The following is a 15581-nucleotide window of genomic DNA, read 5'->3' on the forward strand; positions in this document are numbered from 1 at the left end:
GTCCGCCGCTCCGAAACTAAAAAAGGCTCCATCCCCCTCTCTTACTTTGATATAAAATAATCTCTCAAAAATTCGAATCACACTGTATTTAGCAAATACGCCAGGAGTTCTACGTTTTCTGGATCCGTCCAGGCAGACCAGTGGTCCAATTAGTCTAATTCCTCCCTTGAAAAATTCATATATTTTTAAACAGCTGTCCTTCTTCAATACTAAGCAAATGAATAAAGGCATAGGATGGAATGAGGGAGGAAACGTTATGACGCATAGTTATGTTACGCATCTGTCCTGCTCCAAATGTTCAGAGGTTTACCCTTCTGATAGAGTTCAACAGCTTTGTATATGCGGTGCGCCGCTGCTTGTAAACTATAATTTAAGGAAATTGGCAAAAGTATTAAAGCCAGATGATCTATTGAAAAGAAATCATGATCTTTGGCGGTATCATGAGCTGCTCCCTGTTCAAAGCGCTCAAAATATCGTATCGCTGGGAGAAGGGATGACGCCTTTGCTTCCAATGAAGAAGCTTGGCTCCGATATGGACATTCCCCATCTGTATATGAAAGATGAAGGGATGGCGCCTACAGGTACGTTTAAAGCGCGAGGAGCTGCGATTGGGGTATCAAAAGCGAATGAATTAGGCGTCAAAGGGTTGGTGATGCCGACGAATGGAAATGCTGGTGCCGCCTGGTCGCTCTATTCTTCTAGAGCAGGCATTCAAGCTGTGATCGTCATGCCGCGGGATGCTCCGGCCCTGATCCGGTCAGAAGTAGCGTCGGCTGGTTCTCATTTGTTTCTCGTCAATGGATTGATCAGTGATGCAGGGAAGATTGCTGCGAAGGCTGCTGTCGATTTTCATTTATATGATGTATCAACGTTAAAAGAGCCGTATCGGATTGAAGGGAAGAAAACGATGGGCTTTGAAATCGCTGAACAGTTGAACTGGGAAACGCCTGATGTCATTTTATATCCAGCGGGTGGCGGTGTTGGACTTATAGCCATTTATAAGGCGTTTAAAGAGCTGCAAAAGCTGGGTTGGGTTGATTCCAGGAAGATGCCCAGGTTTGTAGCTGTTCAGGCGGAAGGCTGTGCACCGATTGTAAAAGCGTGGGAGGCGAAGAAAAAAGAATCCGAGTTTTGGCCTGATTCACGCACGTTGGCGTTCGGGATTAATGTTCCAAAGGCTTTGGGAGATTTTCTGGTTCTCCAGGCCATTTATGAAACAAATGGATGCGCACTAGCTGTTAAAGATAAAGAAATTATAAAAGAACAGAAAAATATTATCAGAGAAGAAGGAGCCTTTGTATGTCCGGAAGGGGCTGCAGCATTTTTAGCAGCGCGTAAGCTGCGAGAGTCAGGATGGATGAAAGAGGATGAGAGAGTGATTATCATCAATACCGGGATGGGCTTGAAGTATATGAACAAGGAGGGGATGGATCTGCCCGTACTTCAGCCTGGTGATTCCATTAAACGTCTCTCTGTATTGCCATAACGTTCTTCCCTCACGATAGCAATACGAGGAGGGCTTGGTATGAAACGGAACTTCATGTTTCAGATTTTGGCAGCTTTTATCCTTGCTATTATTGTCGGAATCATTTTTGGGGAAAGAGCGACAATTATCCAGCCGCTGGGTGATTTGTTTTTAAGGCTTATTAAGTTTATCATTGTTCCTTTGATTCTTTCGACAATTGTGGTGGGTGTGACTAACGCGGGAAGTATTAAAAAGATCGGTAATTTAGGTGGAAAAGCGATTGGATATTTTCTTGTGACGAGTTTCATAGCCATTGCACTTGGCTTGTTTGCCGGATTTGTTTTTCAGCCGGGAGCCGGCGTAGATCTTGCTGTTCAGGGAGAAGCTGTGGATGCCTCTGAGACAGAGGGTGTTATTGCAACTTTGTTAAATATTATTCCAACAAACCCAGTCGAAGCATTAACCACGGGAGCAGTCTTGCAGATTATATTCTTTGCTATCTTTCTCGGAATCGGTATTTCACTTGTAGGGAAAAAAGCACTCCCAGTTCAGCAGTTTTTTGAAGGATTATCTGAAGTGATGTATAAAATTACAAGCATTGTCATGAAGCTTGTTCCGCTTGGAATCTTCGGCCTGCTTGCACCGATTGTCGGGACATATGGTCCTTCCGTCTTGATGCCGCTGATCAAAGTGATTATCGCCATGGTGGTTGCAGTCATTGTTCATGTATCCCTTGTATACTCGGCGGCAGTCAAGACGTTCGGAAAAATGAATCCCTATCACTTTTTCAAAGGAATTTTTCCAGCAGCATCCGTTGCTTTTGCTACATGTAGCAGTTCGGGGACGCTTCCTGTAACGATGAAAAATACTCAGGAAAATCTGGGAGTCTCAAAAGGAACGAGCAGTTTCGTCCTTCCACTTGGAGCGACAATTAATATGGATGGAACGGCTATTTACCAAGGAATTGCAGTCATGTTCATCGCGCAATATTTTGGGGTGGAATTGACGATGGCCCAGATTTTGATTGTTGCGTTGATGGGAACGCTAGCTTCCATTGGAGCAGCAGGAGTTCCGGGAGCAGGATTGATTATGCTGACGATGGTGCTGACCGCTGTTAATCTTCCATTGGAAGGAATTGCACTGATTGCAGGAATCGACCGGATTCTTGACATGTTAAGAACTTCAGTAAATATTATAGGGGATGCTTCGGCCTGTGTAGTAGTGGAAGGCGGAAAACCTGAGATGGCCGTTAAAAAAGGAGCCTGACAAAGGCAAAAAATGCGCAGGATTTCTGAGATCCTGCGCATTTTTTGCGTTTTACTATTCATTTGATAGGTTCAGTGCCTCTAATAATTTAAAGAACAGACTAAGGAGAATCGCAACTACGGTTGCTAGTCCCATCCCAGCTAGTGTGACAGGCCCGATGTGTAAGGAAGCTCCACTTACACCAATTGCTAGGACAACACAGGTTAAAATCATATTATGAGAGTTGCTATAATCAACTTTTGATTCAACCAGCATGCGAAGCCCGCTCACTGCGATGATTCCAAATAGAAGAAGCGAGATGCCACCCATAACCGGTTGTGGTATGGAGGAAATCAAGGCCGCTAACTTTCCACAGAAAGAAAGGACGATGGCAATGACTCCGGCACCTCCAATGATCCATGTAGAATAAACTCGCGTAATAGCCAATACCCCGATATTTTCACCGTATGTCGTATTTGGCGTTGAACCGACAAAGCTGGAAATGATTGTGGAAATCCCGTTACTCATTAAGGAGCGGTCGAGTCCCGGATCTTTTACCAGATCTTTTTTGACGATATTTCCGGTGACTACCAGGTGACCGATATGTTCCGGAACCAGAACCAGCGCTGCGGGAAGAATGAGAAAGACATCCGCCCAATTAAATTTCATCGCGTAGTATGTGGGAGCGGAAATCCAAGCGGCATCGTAGAACTGCTTCAAATCGACAATCCCTACGAAGAAAGCGATAATATAACCTGAAACAATACCGATCAGGATCGGGATAATTTTTAAAAATCCACGCAGGGTGACCCAGCAGAGAATGGTGATCCCCAATGTTAACAATGAAACCAAGATAGCATCTGGGTCTGGTTTCCATGTCTCCAATGCATCTTTAGGTTTTACCAATCCAGCCATTTCACCAGCGATTGGGAGAAGCTCCAATCCAATAACAGCTACGATAGCGCCCATTGCAGCAGGAGGGAAAATGAAGTCAATCCAGGCGGTTCCGACAAGCTTGACAATCAATGCGATTATGACGAGCGTCACACCGACGGCTAGAAAGCCTCCAAGTGCATAAGCGTATCCTTCTCCTCCTGTATATTTGGACAATACTGCAAAAACTGGGGAGATAAATGCAAAACTTGATCCAAGATAAGCTGGAATTTTGCCTTTAGTAATAAAAATATAAAGCAGTGTGCCAAGGCCGTTCATTAACAGGATGGTGGCAGGGTCTACTTCAAATAAAAGCGGCACTAGGACAGTGGATCCGAACATGGCAAATAGATGTTGGAAACTGAGCGGGAGGCTCTGCAGGATAGGCAAGCGCTCATCCACCTGGATTTCTCTTTGGCTCATCTTTTTCTCTCCAATACAAGTTATTTTGAACATGAAAAGCACCTTACCTGAAGGCAAGGTGCTTGGCTACATTTCCACAGCAAAATGAACGCGCGGGTAGTCTTTACGTGCGCGCACCTTGTCAGCCTCACAGGACTGGTTTAAAGGTATTTTTAGATATAATTGTCAAAGATATTATGTCAGTTGCCAAATTGAAAGTCAATCATTTTTGTCAAAAATATAAAATTGTTGTCAAAATATGGACGGATTCTATTGGAAATTCTCAGCACGCTCTTCAAATAGCTTCACAATTTCCACAATCGTCTGCACTGACTTTTCCATTACATCGACTGAGACAAATTCGTATGGACCATGGAAATTTTCTCCACCGGTAAAAATATTCGGAGTGGGCAGTCCCATGAAGGAGAGCTGAGATCCATCGGTTCCACCGCGGATTGGAGAGATGTCCGGTTTGATGTCCAATATTTTCATCGCGTCTGAAGCTATTTCGACAATTTCTTTCACGGGTTCAATCTTCTCCCGCATATTGTAATACTGGTCTTTCAACTCTAGCTGGATCCTATCTGTTCCATACTTTTCTCCCAGCTCTTCGGAGATCTGCTGCATAAATGCTTTCTTTTTCTCAAACTTTTTCCGGTCAAAATCACGGATGATATAATGCAGGACTGTTTCTTCCACATTGCCTTCAAACGAGAGCAGGTGGTAAAAGCCTTCATATCCTTCAGTTAATTCGGGAACTTCATCAGCGGGAAGACGGTTGTGAAATTCGACGGCGATATTTTGAGAGTTTACCATGATCCCTTTCGCTGTTCCTGGATGAATATTTGTCCCTTTAACAATTAGTTTGGCGCTTGCAGCATTAAAACTTTCATATTCGAGCTGTCCGATTTTGCCTCCATCAACGGTATAAGCGAATGAAGCATTGAATGCTTTGACGTCAAAGCGATGTGGTCCTCTTCCGATCTCTTCATCAGGTGTAAAAGCTACTCTTACTTTTCCGTGCTTGATTTCCGGATGCTTCAACAAATAATCCATGGCCGTCATGATTTCTGCAATTCCGGCTTTGTTGTCCGCACCAAGCAAGGTTGTCCCATCTGTTGTAATGAGGGTATGTCCTTTGCAATCCAACAGAGAGGGAAATTTCTCTGGAGACAGGATGATTTGCTTTTCCTTATTTAGTAAAATATCCTTACCGTCATAGTTTTCCACAATCTGAGGATTGACGCCTTTTCCCGTAAAATCTGTTGCTGTATCAACATGAGCTAAAAAGCCGATGGTGGGTATTTTTTTTTCCGTATTGGCCGGAAGGGTCGCCATGACATATCCGTTTTCGTCGATAGTCACTTCTGTCATGCCGATTGATTCAAGCTCTTTCACCAACTGATTGGCTAAAGTCAGCTGTCCAGGTGTAGAAGGGCATGTGTCACTGTTTTCATTGGATTGCGTATCTACTTTTACATACGATGTAAATCTGTGAATCATTTCATTCTTCACTTTACAAAAACTCCTTTCCCTATATTATTTATATTAATGGAGCATACTACTCAAAATAAAGATGCCGACTGACTCATTCGGAGCAATCGGCATTTATTCATCAGGAGTTTCCACCCATTGTTCAGCCCATGAAGCAATTTCCTTCATAATCGGCTTGAGCGCCATTCCTTTTTCGGTCAAAGAGTATTCAATTCTAACCGGTGTTTCGGGATATACCTGTCTTTTTACAATTCCCTCTTTTTCCAGATCCTTTAAACGCTCAGACAGGACGCGCGCACTGATCGGCATGGCTGCTTCCACCGTACAAAAGCGTTGCGGGCCGTTTAGAAGCTGGTAAATAATGAGCCCAGTCCAACGCTGACCCAATATACTCATAGCTTTTTCAAGTCTTGGACAAGTGTTTCCGTTCATTTAAGTTCACCTCGATATTATAATTATATCACTAATTGTTTCTTCTTGACAGATGAAATAAACTAATATATAGTTGCTTACATAAAGTAAGTGAATAAAAAGGAGGAGTGGCTTATCGTTAGATCCGCCGATCCTGTCATTGGCACAGTAACATTGACGGTGCAAAACATCAAGCGGATGCTTGCATTTTATATAGATGTTCTCGGGTTTCGAGTGTATGAACAGGGTCAAAAGAAAGTGTCACTTACAGCGGATGGAAAAACTGTTCTATTAAAGCTTGAAGAAGATAAAGGGGCAAAACTCCGACCTCCGCATACGACAGGTTTATATCATATTGCTTTTTTACTGCCTGAGAGGGCTGATTTGGCGGATGTCATCAAACATTTGGCCGAGATCCGTTATCCGCTTCAGGGGGCGTCTGATCATGACGTTAGCGAAGCACTTTATCTTGCGGATCCGGAAGGTAACGGCTTGGAAATTTATGCGGACAGAGATGCAGCCTCATGGGAATGGAAGAAAGACCAAGTTTTCATGACGACAAAGCCGCTCGATATAGATGATTTGTTAATGGATGCCTCTGGGACCGGCTGGAATGGAATGCCGTCTGGAACTTTGATTGGGCATATTCATTTGCAGGTATCCGATTTAGAGGATGCCAAGAGATTCTATTGTGATGGGATTAGCTTTGATCCGGTTCTTCAGTACGGAAGCCAGGCATTGTTCATTTCATGGCACAAATATCACCACCATATCGGGCTCAATACTTGGAATAGTGCGGGTGCAGGACCACCAGAGGAAAAAAGCACAGGCTTGAAGCACTTTACCATATTCTTTTCTGATGAGGCTAAAAGAAGGAAGGCTGTCGCTCGGCTGGAAAAGCTAAATGCTTGGATTATAGAGGAAAATGGAGCAATAATAACGAAAGATCCGTCAGGAATTTATTTGATTTTGGAAGTTTAACTTCATTCAGCAGAAGTCTCCCACTTCAGTAAGTGGTGAGATGAAAGCATATTGTTATTCCATTCAGTGGGGGTTCAAACCCCGGCTGAATAAAGTTAAAGCCTCCGGCGGATGCCACAGATTTTCAGAGGAAGCTTATCGAGCGGAGCTCGATAAAATCTGGGCGCAAATACGCCAAGGCGCATTTGAGTGAAAAGGGGAATGTCAACATGATTAAAACAGAACAGGATTTTTATACAGCCGTCAAGGAGAGACGTTCAATTTATGGAATCAGCAAGGAATCACCGATTTCTGATGATAAGATTGAAGAAATAATTGAGCATGCCATCAAACATGCGCCAACTGCTTTTAACTCACAGAGTGCCCGAGTAGTGCTTCTTCTTGGGGAAAATCACGACAAACTTTGGAACATTACTGAGTCTGCTTTAAGAGAATTAGTTCCGGAAGATCAATTTGAGCCAACTGCCCAAAAAATGGAGGCATTCCGAAATGGTTATGGTACAGTCCTGTTTTTCGAGGACGATAATGTTGTAAAAAGTTTGCAAGAGCAATTCCCGCTATACGCTGACAAATTCCCAGAATATGCCCAGCAATCATCAGGAATGCTTCAATATATCGTTTGGACAGCACTGGAGCTTGAAGGCTTTGGCGCTACTTTGCAGCATTATCAGCCACTGATTGATGAAGCTGTTCAAAAAATATGGAATGTTCCTGAGAACTGGACTTTAATGGCACAAATGCCATTTGGAACACCGACGGCTGCACCAGGAGAAAAACAATTCCAAAGCGTGGATGAACGGTTTAAGGTTTTTAAATAATTGGATCGAGGGGCTAGCTTAAACCAGGTCAGGAAGAAATTCTGGGCCATAAGTTGAAAGCTAATTGATTTTAGTACAAATCGTGAAAATAACACCGCGAGAAATCAGTTTGATTTCTCGCGGTTATATATTTTAAACGCCGAACCTTCCTGTTAATGACGCAGGCGCTTTTCTATTCGAATTGCTCGATATCATTCAGTTTGATCTTCTTTTCTTTGGTAAAGGAGCCGGAATATTTCACATAACCAAACGGGTCTTTATCCGCAAATTCCTTATCTTTGACATTCGAGTTGATTGTGACTGAATCATACGTATAGTTATTGTCATTCAAATGTTTTTGAATGGTTTTCATCGTTTGAACTATATCTTCTTTTGTTTTGCCTGCGGCATCCGTAATGATATGGATATACATTGGATTTTCGAGCTTTAAGTCCTTGCTCCACTTAGTTTCGGCATTATATTTCCCTTTTAAAACTTCCACCTGTACATCAACGTTCAACAGTTCGGGAACATCTTTTTCAAGGAGTTTGTTAATTTCCTTGGATGCTTCCTTCTCCCATTTTTCAATCAACGGCTCATCGAGATTGGCATAGTAAATGGCGTCATAGGAAACTGTCGGTATCAAAAAGCCCGTGACTTCGAATTCGTATTCCTTTTCGCTTCCAATTTGAACAACATCATAGGAGTATCCCCCAATTTTAAAATTGTAGAACCCTTCGTTGATCTGATATTCCTTATCGGGATAAGTGTTTTCCAAATGCTTTTTTAAAGCGGAGGTGGAAAGCAGTTTGCTGACTGGGTTGCCGTTAAACGCATTATAGAAAAACAATACCGGGATGACGATGATAAGGATCAAGATTAAGTACATCCATTTTTTCATTTAATTCCCCTCTTTCTTAAATTTTATTAGGAGGAAAGCGACCAAGCTTCCGATAATGGCAAACAACAGGTGGATCAAGGCCAAAAATAAGGCCCCCGAAATTGCTTCCAGGATTGAAACAGTCTCGTTCATTGATTGAGCCAACGACCAGATAAATGTTGGCAAAAAAGCAATGGTAACCACTATTATTAATCTTTGATAGAAGAAGTAAGTGACAAATCCCAAAATAGTATACGTTAAAATGAATCCAAAACTCTCATTGAGAAGGGATGTTTTCATGGCGAAAAAAAAGGAAAGGGCGACGAAAATAATTTGATAAACAGACAGTTTCAAGTTTATTTTTGCGAACATTTGATCATTGTCCACTGATGAGCGAATCGTCTCTTTTTGAACAGGATCTTTTGACAGGTTCGATAGTTCCCGGCAGCTTTCGCATGATTTTAAATGCTCCTCTAACCAAGCAGTTGTTTCGGCCTGGATCAGTCCTTCATGGTAAAGGGGAAGAAGATCCTCCACAATATAACAATCTCTATTCATCACTCACCCTCATTTCCTTTTTCAATCTGATTTTGGTCCGGTGAAATGTTACCCTTGCAAAGTTCTCACTTTTACCTATAAGACGGCCAATTTCCTTAAAGGATAGTTCGGCATAGATTCGAAGAATCACAATCTCCCTTATTAGGGGAGGCTCCAGCTTGTTAATATGTGCAACCAGATCCCGGCTTCCTTCCTTTAAAATATAAATCTCCTCCGGTGACGAAGGGGTAGGGGATTCTTCATTTGAAAGCTGCTCCGTCAAGCCGGCGGTGTATTTTTTTGAACGGAAATGTTTTTTTAATCTATTTTTAGCAATGGAGAAAATCCATGTGCTCAAAGACGAATCTCCTGCGAATGATGGAAATCCTTTGACTGCCGCATAAAAAACATCATGTGTCAAATCCTCAGCCAATGCTCTGTCACCTAACTTTATATAGAAAAAGGCGAAAACCTTTGGCTGAATGTCTCTATACATCTTCTCAAGCTCATTCATTATGATCATCCCTAAATATCCCTTTGTCATATTAGTACCTTAAAAATTCGTTTTGTTACAGAAAAAGTTAAAAATAATTGTTAACTTTAATTTTAGTAATGTTGACATCTCGGTTTGATATCAAGTATCCTCTTAATATATTAAACAATAGAGGTGAGAAGAGTGGGCAGTGAATTAGTAAAAACAAAAAGCAGGATAAAGACCTTGGATATGGTTTATATCAGTTTATTTTCTGCCTTGATGACGATCGGGGCAAATATCACTTCTTTTGTTCCGTTTATGGTCATTGGGGGAGTCCCTATTACGCTTCAGGCCTTTTTTGCCGTTTTGGCAGGAGCCTTCCTCGGGAGTCGTCTTGGGGCCATTTCAATGGCGGTCTATGCTTTTATCGGACTTGCGGGAGCACCGGTATTTGCACGTTTTTACGGGGGAATCGGGCAGCTGCTCAGTCCTACGTTCGGATTTATCATTGCATTTATTTTTACGGCATATATTACAGGGAAAATTATTGAAAAGAACAACAAGCTCTATTCGTATGTCATCGCGGCTTTGCTGGGAACAGCTTTCAGCTATTTATTCGGAACGAACTGGATGTATGCCGCATACAAGCTTTGGGCAGCTGCGCCAGATGCTTTTTCGTATAAGGTGGCATGGATGTGGATGGCAGTTCCGTTTCCTAAAGACATATTGCTTGCCATTTTAGCAGGAGTGTTTGCGCATCGGATGCAGGGAATTGTAAAAAAATCTAGTTGACGGGGGAGAAAAATATGAATGTATATGATGTGATTGCGGAAACTTCACTAGCAGGAAAAGAGTTGACGAATGAACAGGCCATGGCAGTGCTTGACTGCCCGGATGACGAATTGCTGCTCCTATTGCACGCTGCCTATAGGGTAAGAAAGAACTTTTACGGGAATAAAGTGAAGCTGAATATGATCATTAATACAAAGTCAGGACTTTGCCCTGAAAATTGCGGCTATTGTGCGCAGTCGATTGTATCGCAGGCTCCGATTGAAAAATACTCAATGATGAAAAAGGATGAGATTGTCGCAGGAGCTGCTCGGGCAGCGGAGCTGAACGCCGGAACATATTGTATTGTGGCAAGTGGGAGGGGACCTGCGAGCCGAGAGTTGGATATCGTCGTGGATGCAGTAAAAGAAATCAAAGACAGGCATAAAGGCATGACAGTTTGTGCCTGTCTCGGCATCTTGAAATCTGGACAGGCAGAGCGTTTGAAGGAAGCAGGGGTTGACCGTTACAACCATAATATCAACACATCAAGTAATCATCATCAAAATATCACAACTTCCCATACATATGATGACCGGGTCAATACTGTAGAGGCGGCAAAAGCATCGGGAATCTCTCCCTGTTCCGGCGTCATTGTCGGCATGAAAGAGTCTAAGGAAGATGTCATTCATATGGCACGCAGTTTGAAAGTGCTGGATGCAGACTCTATTCCGGTGAACTTTCTGCATGCAGTGGATGGGACTCCGCTTGAAGGGACTAACGAGCTTAATCCGCGTTATTGCTTGAAGGTGCTTTGCCTGTTCCGTTTTATCAACCCTACAAAGGAAATACGGATTTCAGGCGGAAGAGAAGTCAATCTCCGCAGTCTTCAGCCGTTTGGCTTGTATGCGGCCAACTCTATTTTCATAGGCGACTATTTGACAACGGAAGGGCAAGAGGGATCGCAGGACTGGAAAATGCTTGAAGACATGGGCTTTGAAGTGGATTTGGAGCCTCTAAACCGAGAAGTAGCAAAGGCTTTGACGTAAAATCAAACCAGGCAGTAATCTGTCTGGTTTGATTTATTTGAAATTCCATTTCTATTTTTGGCTGTTTATCGTTATACTGAAGGTAGCGAATAGAAATCGGGTGTTGCCTATGATTGAGATTCTTTTACAGGACTCTTTTGCGGAATGGTTTGTACCGCTGACTATCCTCATTATCTGGATTTTCAGTTTAGTGATTATTTCTCTATTCCGTCTTGTGAATACACAAAATCACTACCAAAATATCAAAAAAGAGAAAAACTTTCTTAATAGACAAGTTTACGATGAACCTTCAACTCCTCATTGTCTCCAGTTTATTAAAATGGTCAGGAGAAAACTATGTCCAGATGATGGGGATGAGCATGTTCACCTTCTATTTTAAATAAAAAATTAAAATAGAAGGGTGAGTGCAATTGAAGAAAAAATTCTATCTTTTATTAATGCTGGTTATTACTTCCTCCATGCTTGGAGGCTGTTCAGGGGTTACCAATCAGAGTGGATTCTTTTATGATTTCTTCGTACGGCCGTTTGCATGGCTCATTCATGAGATCGGGACTGTTCTTGGCGGAAATTTTGGCCTGGCGCTGATCATCATCACATTGTTGATTCGTTTGGTCTTGATGCCATTTATGCTGAAAACGTACAAAAACCAACAGTTGATGAAATTGAAAATGGATAAGCTCAAACCAGAGATGGAAGAGATTCAAAAGCGTTCTAAGGAGGCAAAAACACCAGAGGAGCAACAGAAAATCCAAATGGAAATGATGGAGCTTTATAAAAAGCATGAAGTGAATCCATTAAATATGGGCTGCCTGCCTATTCTTATTCAAATGCCGATATTAATGGGGCTGTATTATGCAATCCGCAGTTCACAGGAGATTGCTTCGCATACTTTTCTTTGGTTTAATCTGGGGCACTCCGATATGGTCATGACCATTATCGCCGGCTTAGTTTATTTTGCTCAAGCGCAGATTTCACTGGCAACCGTGCCGGAAGCACAGAAAAAACAAATGAGGTTATTTTCATATATGTCTCCGGTCATGATTTTCTTCATCTCTTTGAATGCCCCAGCGGCCCTGCCGTTATATTGGGCAGTTGGTGGAATATTTCTCATTATCCAGACTTATATTGGACGGAAATACTATATGCAGCATCCAGAAAAAGCGGAAGAGTAATCAAAATGACCAGGGATTTTACCTTGGTCATTTTTTAATCGAAATAAATCAAGTGGCAGATACATTTGGATGAATAAAAAGGTATTTCCTCATATCATTGAATAGTAACAATTGTGATATTATTTATATAAAAGGCCAAGGGAGATGAATAGACATGGATATATACGCAGATTTGAGCTCTTTGATCGGAGCAGAGAAAACGACTGTCAATGAAACCATAATCACGAATCATAGTAAGGATGAGTCTGACCACGGAGCTGTTGATCCTGACGTGGTGGTATTTCCTGAATCCAGCGAAGATGTACAAAAAGTTTTACGTTATGCCAATGAATATAAAATTCCTGTCGTTCCTTTTGGGGTGGGATCAGGATTGGAAGGGCAAGCTATCCCGGTAAATAAGGGGATCTCCGTTGACTTTGAAAGAATGAATAAAGTGATTGAAGTGAGACCCGATGACCTGGTTGTCATTGTACAGCCTGGTATTACACGTATCCAGTTGAATGAAGAGTTAAAGAAGTACGGGTTATTTTTTCCGGTAGATCCTGGAGCAGATGCTACAATTGGCGGAATGGCTTCAACCAATGCCAGCGGCACTATGACTGTCCGTTATGGAGGAATGCGTGATCAAGTCTTGAATTTAAAGGTTGTGTTGGCAGATGGCCGGATGATCGAAACAGGCAGTTTAGCGAAAAAGTCTTCATCGGGACTTCACCTGAATGGTTTGTTTGTGGGGTCAGAAGGAACTTTGGGCGTATTTACGGAAATAGCCTTAAAATTGCACGGAATTCCGGAAGATACTGTTGCTGCCAGATGCTCCTTTCCTTCTGTAAATAGCTGTGTGGAGGCTGCTACGGCTATTTTGACTGCAGGCGTTCCAATGGCACGGATGGAATTGGTCGACGCGCGAAGCATCCTCCAGGCGAACGAATACTCTGATACAGATTATCCGGTAGCTCCATCACTATTTTTTGAATTTCACGGCAACAAAGGGGGAAACAAAGAAGATATCGAGTTTGTCCAGGCTATTGTAGAGGAAGTAGGCTGCCTCGAATTTTTATTTGAAACAGATTCCCTTATGCGAGCGGCTTTATGGAAGGCCCGTCACGAACTGAATTATGCCTATAGACATGGAAATCCACAATTGGCCAGTATGACTACGGACGTATGTGTCCCTATTTCAAAATTGGCTGAAAACGTTGAATTTGCAAGTGAAAAGTTGGATGAATATGGATTCAAGGGAGGAGTTGTCGGACATGTAGGGGACGGGAACTTCCACACAATGATCTTGTATGACCCAGAAGTGGAAGGGGAGTTTGAAAGAGCTGTAGATCTCAACCATCAAATGGTCGGACTTGCCCTGAAATCAGGAGGTACATGCACCGGCGAGCATGGTGTAGGCTTGGGTAAAATTGATTTTCAAAGAGAAGAGCACGGGGAAGCTCTGGATGTTATGATGGCATTAAAGCGCACATTGGACCCCAACCAAATTTTAAACCCAGGAAAAATTTTTCCACGGGAGTAAGGAAAAAGCGGTTCGACCAAATTTGATCGAACCGCTTTTAATATATCCGATGGGTGATTAAATGACCCCTTGGACAATCATGGCATCAGCCACTTTTGTAAAACCAGCGATGTTCGCGCCGGCAACAAAGTTGCCGCTCAAGCCATAGCTGTCAGCAGCTTCCACGTTGCTTCGATAAATATCAACCATGATTTTTTTGAGTTCTGCATCGACTTTTTCAAGCGGCCATGCAATACGGGAGCTGTTTTGAGCCATTTCAAGGGCTGAAACTGCTACACCGCCTGCATTGGAAGCTTTTCCTGGTGCATAGAGAACATCGTTTTGAAGGAACAATTCAGCTGCGTTATGTGTTGTCGGCATGTTTGCCCCTTCCCCGACTGCTTTTACACCGTTAGCTACAAGCGTTTTTGCAGCTTTTTCGTCAAGCTCATTTTGTGTTGCGCAAGGAAGTGCAATATCACATGGGATGGTCCAAATGCCGTCGCTTCCCTCAATGTATTTTGCATGAGGATGTTCGTTGACATATTCGGAAATCCTGGATCTTTCCACTTCTTTCAAGTGTTTCAGAGTATCAAGGCAGATACCTTTCTCATCGTAGATGTATCCATTGGAATCACTGCAGGCGACTACTTTGGCGCCATATTCCTGTGCTTTTTCAATCGCATAAATGGATACATTTCCGGATCCGGATACGATGACCGTTTGATCTTCGAAGCTCATACCTTTGTCTTTTAACATTTCGTCTACAAAATAAACGAGTCCATATCCTGTTGCTTCGGTTCTACCAAGGCTTCCGCCATAGCCAATGCCTTTTCCGGTAAGAACGCCTGCATCGTAGTGGCCTGCCACTTTTCTGTATTGGCCGAACAAGTAGCCAATTTCCCTTGCGCCAACCCCGATATCTCCAGCAGGGACATCAATGCCAGATCCGATATATTTGCTTAGCTCTGTCATGAAGCTTTGTGTAAATCTCATGATCTCCCCTTCGGATTTTCCCTTCGGATCAAAATCGGCTCCACCTTTACCGCCGCCAATTGCCTGGCCTGTCAAGGCGTTTTTAAACGTTTGTTCAAAACCCAAAAACTTGATAATACTCGCATTAACGGAAGGATGAAATCTGAGTCCGCCCTTGTAAGGTCCAAGAGTACCATTGAATTGTACGCGGAATCCGCGATTAACTCTTACTTTCCCTTTATCGTCAACCCAAGGTACCCGGAATGAAATCATGCGTTCCGGTTCTACGATTCTTTCTAATATTCCGTTTTCCATATACTTTGGATTTTTAACTAATACGGGAAGAAGAGAGTGGAAGATTTCTTGGACAGCCTGGAGGAATTCAGGTTCGTTAGCATTCCGTTCCTTTACTGTATCATACACACTTTCGATATACTTTTTGGCTGTTTGGAATTTATGAGTTTCCATTTCCATAATCATTGCCATTTGTTATCAC

Annotated in this window: 16 protein-coding genes; 9 read left to right on the forward strand and 7 right to left on the reverse strand. The window is 42.6% G+C overall.

What is annotated here, in order from left to right; genetic code table 11:
• Nucleotides 1-256 precede the first annotated feature (256 nt).
• Nucleotides 257-1486 carry a threonine synthase gene (locus D5F11_RS21870; protein ID WP_120118237.1) on the forward strand — a complete coding sequence of 410 codons (1230 nt, stop codon included), beginning with the start codon at nucleotides 257-259 and terminating at the stop codon, nucleotides 1484-1486.
• A 39-nt stretch (nucleotides 1487-1525) separates the two neighbouring features.
• Nucleotides 1526-2731 carry a dicarboxylate/amino acid:cation symporter gene (locus tag D5F11_RS21875; RefSeq protein ID WP_120118236.1) on the forward strand — a complete coding sequence of 402 codons (1206 nt, stop codon included), beginning with the start codon at nucleotides 1526-1528 and terminating at the stop codon, nucleotides 2729-2731.
• A gap of 54 nt (nucleotides 2732-2785) precedes the next feature.
• On the opposite strand, the gene uraA is transcribed toward D5F11_RS21875, so the two are convergent.
• The 3 genes from uraA to D5F11_RS21890 form a co-directional block, all read right to left on the reverse strand.
• Complete coding sequence (uraA, locus tag D5F11_RS21880; protein ID WP_120118235.1) at nucleotides 2786-4066, reverse strand: uracil permease; 1281 nt, start codon at nucleotides 4064-4066, stop codon at nucleotides 2786-2788.
• Nucleotides 4067-4315: 249 nt separating this feature from the next.
• Nucleotides 4316-5560 (reverse strand): peptidase T, encoded by a 1245-nt coding sequence (pepT, locus tag D5F11_RS21885; protein WP_120118234.1) that lies wholly within the window; start codon nucleotides 5558-5560, stop codon nucleotides 4316-4318.
• Between the two features lie 93 nt (nucleotides 5561-5653).
• Nucleotides 5654-5971, reverse strand: coding sequence for a winged helix-turn-helix transcriptional regulator (locus D5F11_RS21890; RefSeq protein WP_120118233.1), 318 nt, complete (start codon nucleotides 5969-5971; stop codon nucleotides 5654-5656).
• 90 nt (nucleotides 5972-6061) lie between these two features.
• On the opposite strand from D5F11_RS21890, the gene D5F11_RS21895 reads away from it, so the two are divergent.
• Genes D5F11_RS21895 through D5F11_RS21900 form a run of 3 tightly spaced genes read left to right on the forward strand, consistent with a single transcriptional unit; the run spans nucleotide 6062 to nucleotide 7749 of the window.
• Nucleotides 6062-6931 carry a VOC family protein gene (locus tag D5F11_RS21895; protein WP_120118232.1) on the forward strand — a complete coding sequence of 290 codons (870 nt, stop codon included), beginning with the start codon at nucleotides 6062-6064 and terminating at the stop codon, nucleotides 6929-6931.
• A gap of 40 nt (nucleotides 6932-6971) precedes the next feature.
• Entirely contained in the window at nucleotides 6972-7124 is a 153-nt protein-coding gene (locus D5F11_RS26925; RefSeq protein ID WP_185830851.1) for a hypothetical protein, read from the forward strand.
• A gap of 16 nt (nucleotides 7125-7140) precedes the next feature.
• Nucleotides 7141-7749, forward strand: coding sequence for a nitroreductase family protein (locus D5F11_RS21900; RefSeq protein WP_120118231.1), 609 nt, complete (start codon nucleotides 7141-7143; stop codon nucleotides 7747-7749).
• 172 nt (nucleotides 7750-7921) lie between these two features.
• Here the strand turns inward: D5F11_RS21900 and D5F11_RS21905 are convergent, their stop codons facing one another.
• Genes D5F11_RS21905 through D5F11_RS21915 form a run of 3 tightly spaced genes read right to left on the reverse strand, consistent with a single transcriptional unit; the run spans nucleotide 7922 to nucleotide 9659 of the window.
• Nucleotides 7922-8629: a YfjL-like protein gene (locus tag D5F11_RS21905; protein WP_120118230.1), complete on the reverse strand. Its 708-nt coding sequence runs from the start codon at nucleotides 8627-8629 to the stop codon at nucleotides 7922-7924.
• Nucleotides 8630-9166 (reverse strand): zf-HC2 domain-containing protein, encoded by a 537-nt coding sequence (locus D5F11_RS21910; protein ID WP_120118229.1) that lies wholly within the window; start codon nucleotides 9164-9166, stop codon nucleotides 8630-8632.
• Nucleotides 9159-9659: an RNA polymerase sigma factor gene (locus D5F11_RS21915; protein ID WP_120118228.1), complete on the reverse strand. Its 501-nt coding sequence runs from the start codon at nucleotides 9657-9659 to the stop codon at nucleotides 9159-9161. Before D5F11_RS21915 ends, D5F11_RS21910 begins: the two co-directional genes overlap by 8 nt.
• A gap of 210 nt (nucleotides 9660-9869) precedes the next feature.
• Between D5F11_RS21915 and D5F11_RS21920 the strand changes: the two genes are divergently transcribed.
• The 4 genes from D5F11_RS21920 (at nucleotide 9870) to D5F11_RS21935 (ending at nucleotide 14131) form a co-directional block, all read left to right on the forward strand.
• Nucleotides 9870-10412, forward strand: a complete 543-nt coding sequence (locus tag D5F11_RS21920; protein WP_120118253.1) for a biotin transporter BioY — start codon at nucleotides 9870-9872, stop codon at nucleotides 10410-10412.
• 14 nt (nucleotides 10413-10426) lie between these two features.
• Complete coding sequence (gene bioB / locus D5F11_RS21925) at nucleotides 10427-11437, forward strand: biotin synthase BioB (RefSeq protein ID WP_120118227.1); 1011 nt, start codon at nucleotides 10427-10429, stop codon at nucleotides 11435-11437.
• Nucleotides 11438-11847: 410 nt separating this feature from the next.
• Nucleotides 11848-12609, forward strand: coding sequence for a membrane protein insertase YidC (gene yidC / locus D5F11_RS21930; protein ID WP_185830852.1), 762 nt, complete (start codon nucleotides 11848-11850; stop codon nucleotides 12607-12609).
• Nucleotides 12610-12763: 154 nt separating this feature from the next.
• Nucleotides 12764-14131: an FAD-binding oxidoreductase gene (locus D5F11_RS21935; RefSeq protein ID WP_120118225.1), complete on the forward strand. Its 1368-nt coding sequence runs from the start codon at nucleotides 12764-12766 to the stop codon at nucleotides 14129-14131.
• A 57-nt stretch (nucleotides 14132-14188) separates the two neighbouring features.
• On the opposite strand, the gene gdhA is transcribed toward D5F11_RS21935, so the two are convergent.
• Complete coding sequence (gdhA, locus tag D5F11_RS21940) at nucleotides 14189-15565, reverse strand: NADP-specific glutamate dehydrogenase (protein WP_425470897.1); 1377 nt, start codon at nucleotides 15563-15565, stop codon at nucleotides 14189-14191.
• Nucleotides 15566-15581 lie beyond the last annotated feature (16 nt).

Source organism: Siminovitchia terrae (assembly GCF_003605405.2).
Taxonomy (GTDB): domain Bacteria; phylum Bacillota; class Bacilli; order Bacillales; family Bacillaceae_C; genus Siminovitchia; species Siminovitchia terrae.

Coding starts and splice junctions, on each gene's coding strand:
- D5F11_RS21935 (WP_120118225.1), top strand. CDS start 12,764: ATGGATATATACGCAGATTTGAGCTCTTTGATCGGAGCAGAGAAAACG.
- D5F11_RS21890 (WP_120118233.1), bottom strand. CDS start 5,971: ATGAACGGAAACACTTGTCCAAGACTTGAAAAAGCTATGAGTATATTG.
- D5F11_RS21910 (WP_120118229.1), bottom strand. CDS start 9,166: ATGAATAGAGATTGTTATATTGTGGAGGATCTTCTTCCCCTTTACCAT.
- D5F11_RS21870 (WP_120118237.1), top strand. CDS start 257: ATGACGCATAGTTATGTTACGCATCTGTCCTGCTCCAAATGTTCAGAG.
- D5F11_RS21920 (WP_120118253.1), top strand. CDS start 9,870: ATGGTTTATATCAGTTTATTTTCTGCCTTGATGACGATCGGGGCAAAT.
- gdhA (WP_425470897.1), bottom strand. CDS start 15,565: ATGATTATGGAAATGGAAACTCATAAATTCCAAACAGCCAAAAAGTAT.
- D5F11_RS21900 (WP_120118231.1), top strand. CDS start 7,141: ATGATTAAAACAGAACAGGATTTTTATACAGCCGTCAAGGAGAGACGT.
- D5F11_RS21875 (WP_120118236.1), top strand. CDS start 1,526: ATGAAACGGAACTTCATGTTTCAGATTTTGGCAGCTTTTATCCTTGCT.
- D5F11_RS26925 (WP_185830851.1), top strand. CDS start 6,972: ATGAAAGCATATTGTTATTCCATTCAGTGGGGGTTCAAACCCCGGCTG.
- bioB (WP_120118227.1), top strand. CDS start 10,427: ATGAATGTATATGATGTGATTGCGGAAACTTCACTAGCAGGAAAAGAG.
- D5F11_RS21905 (WP_120118230.1), bottom strand. CDS start 8,629: ATGAAAAAATGGATGTACTTAATCTTGATCCTTATCATCGTCATCCCG.
- uraA (WP_120118235.1), bottom strand. CDS start 4,066: ATGAGCCAAAGAGAAATCCAGGTGGATGAGCGCTTGCCTATCCTGCAG.
- D5F11_RS21915 (WP_120118228.1), bottom strand. CDS start 9,659: ATGAATGAGCTTGAGAAGATGTATAGAGACATTCAGCCAAAGGTTTTC.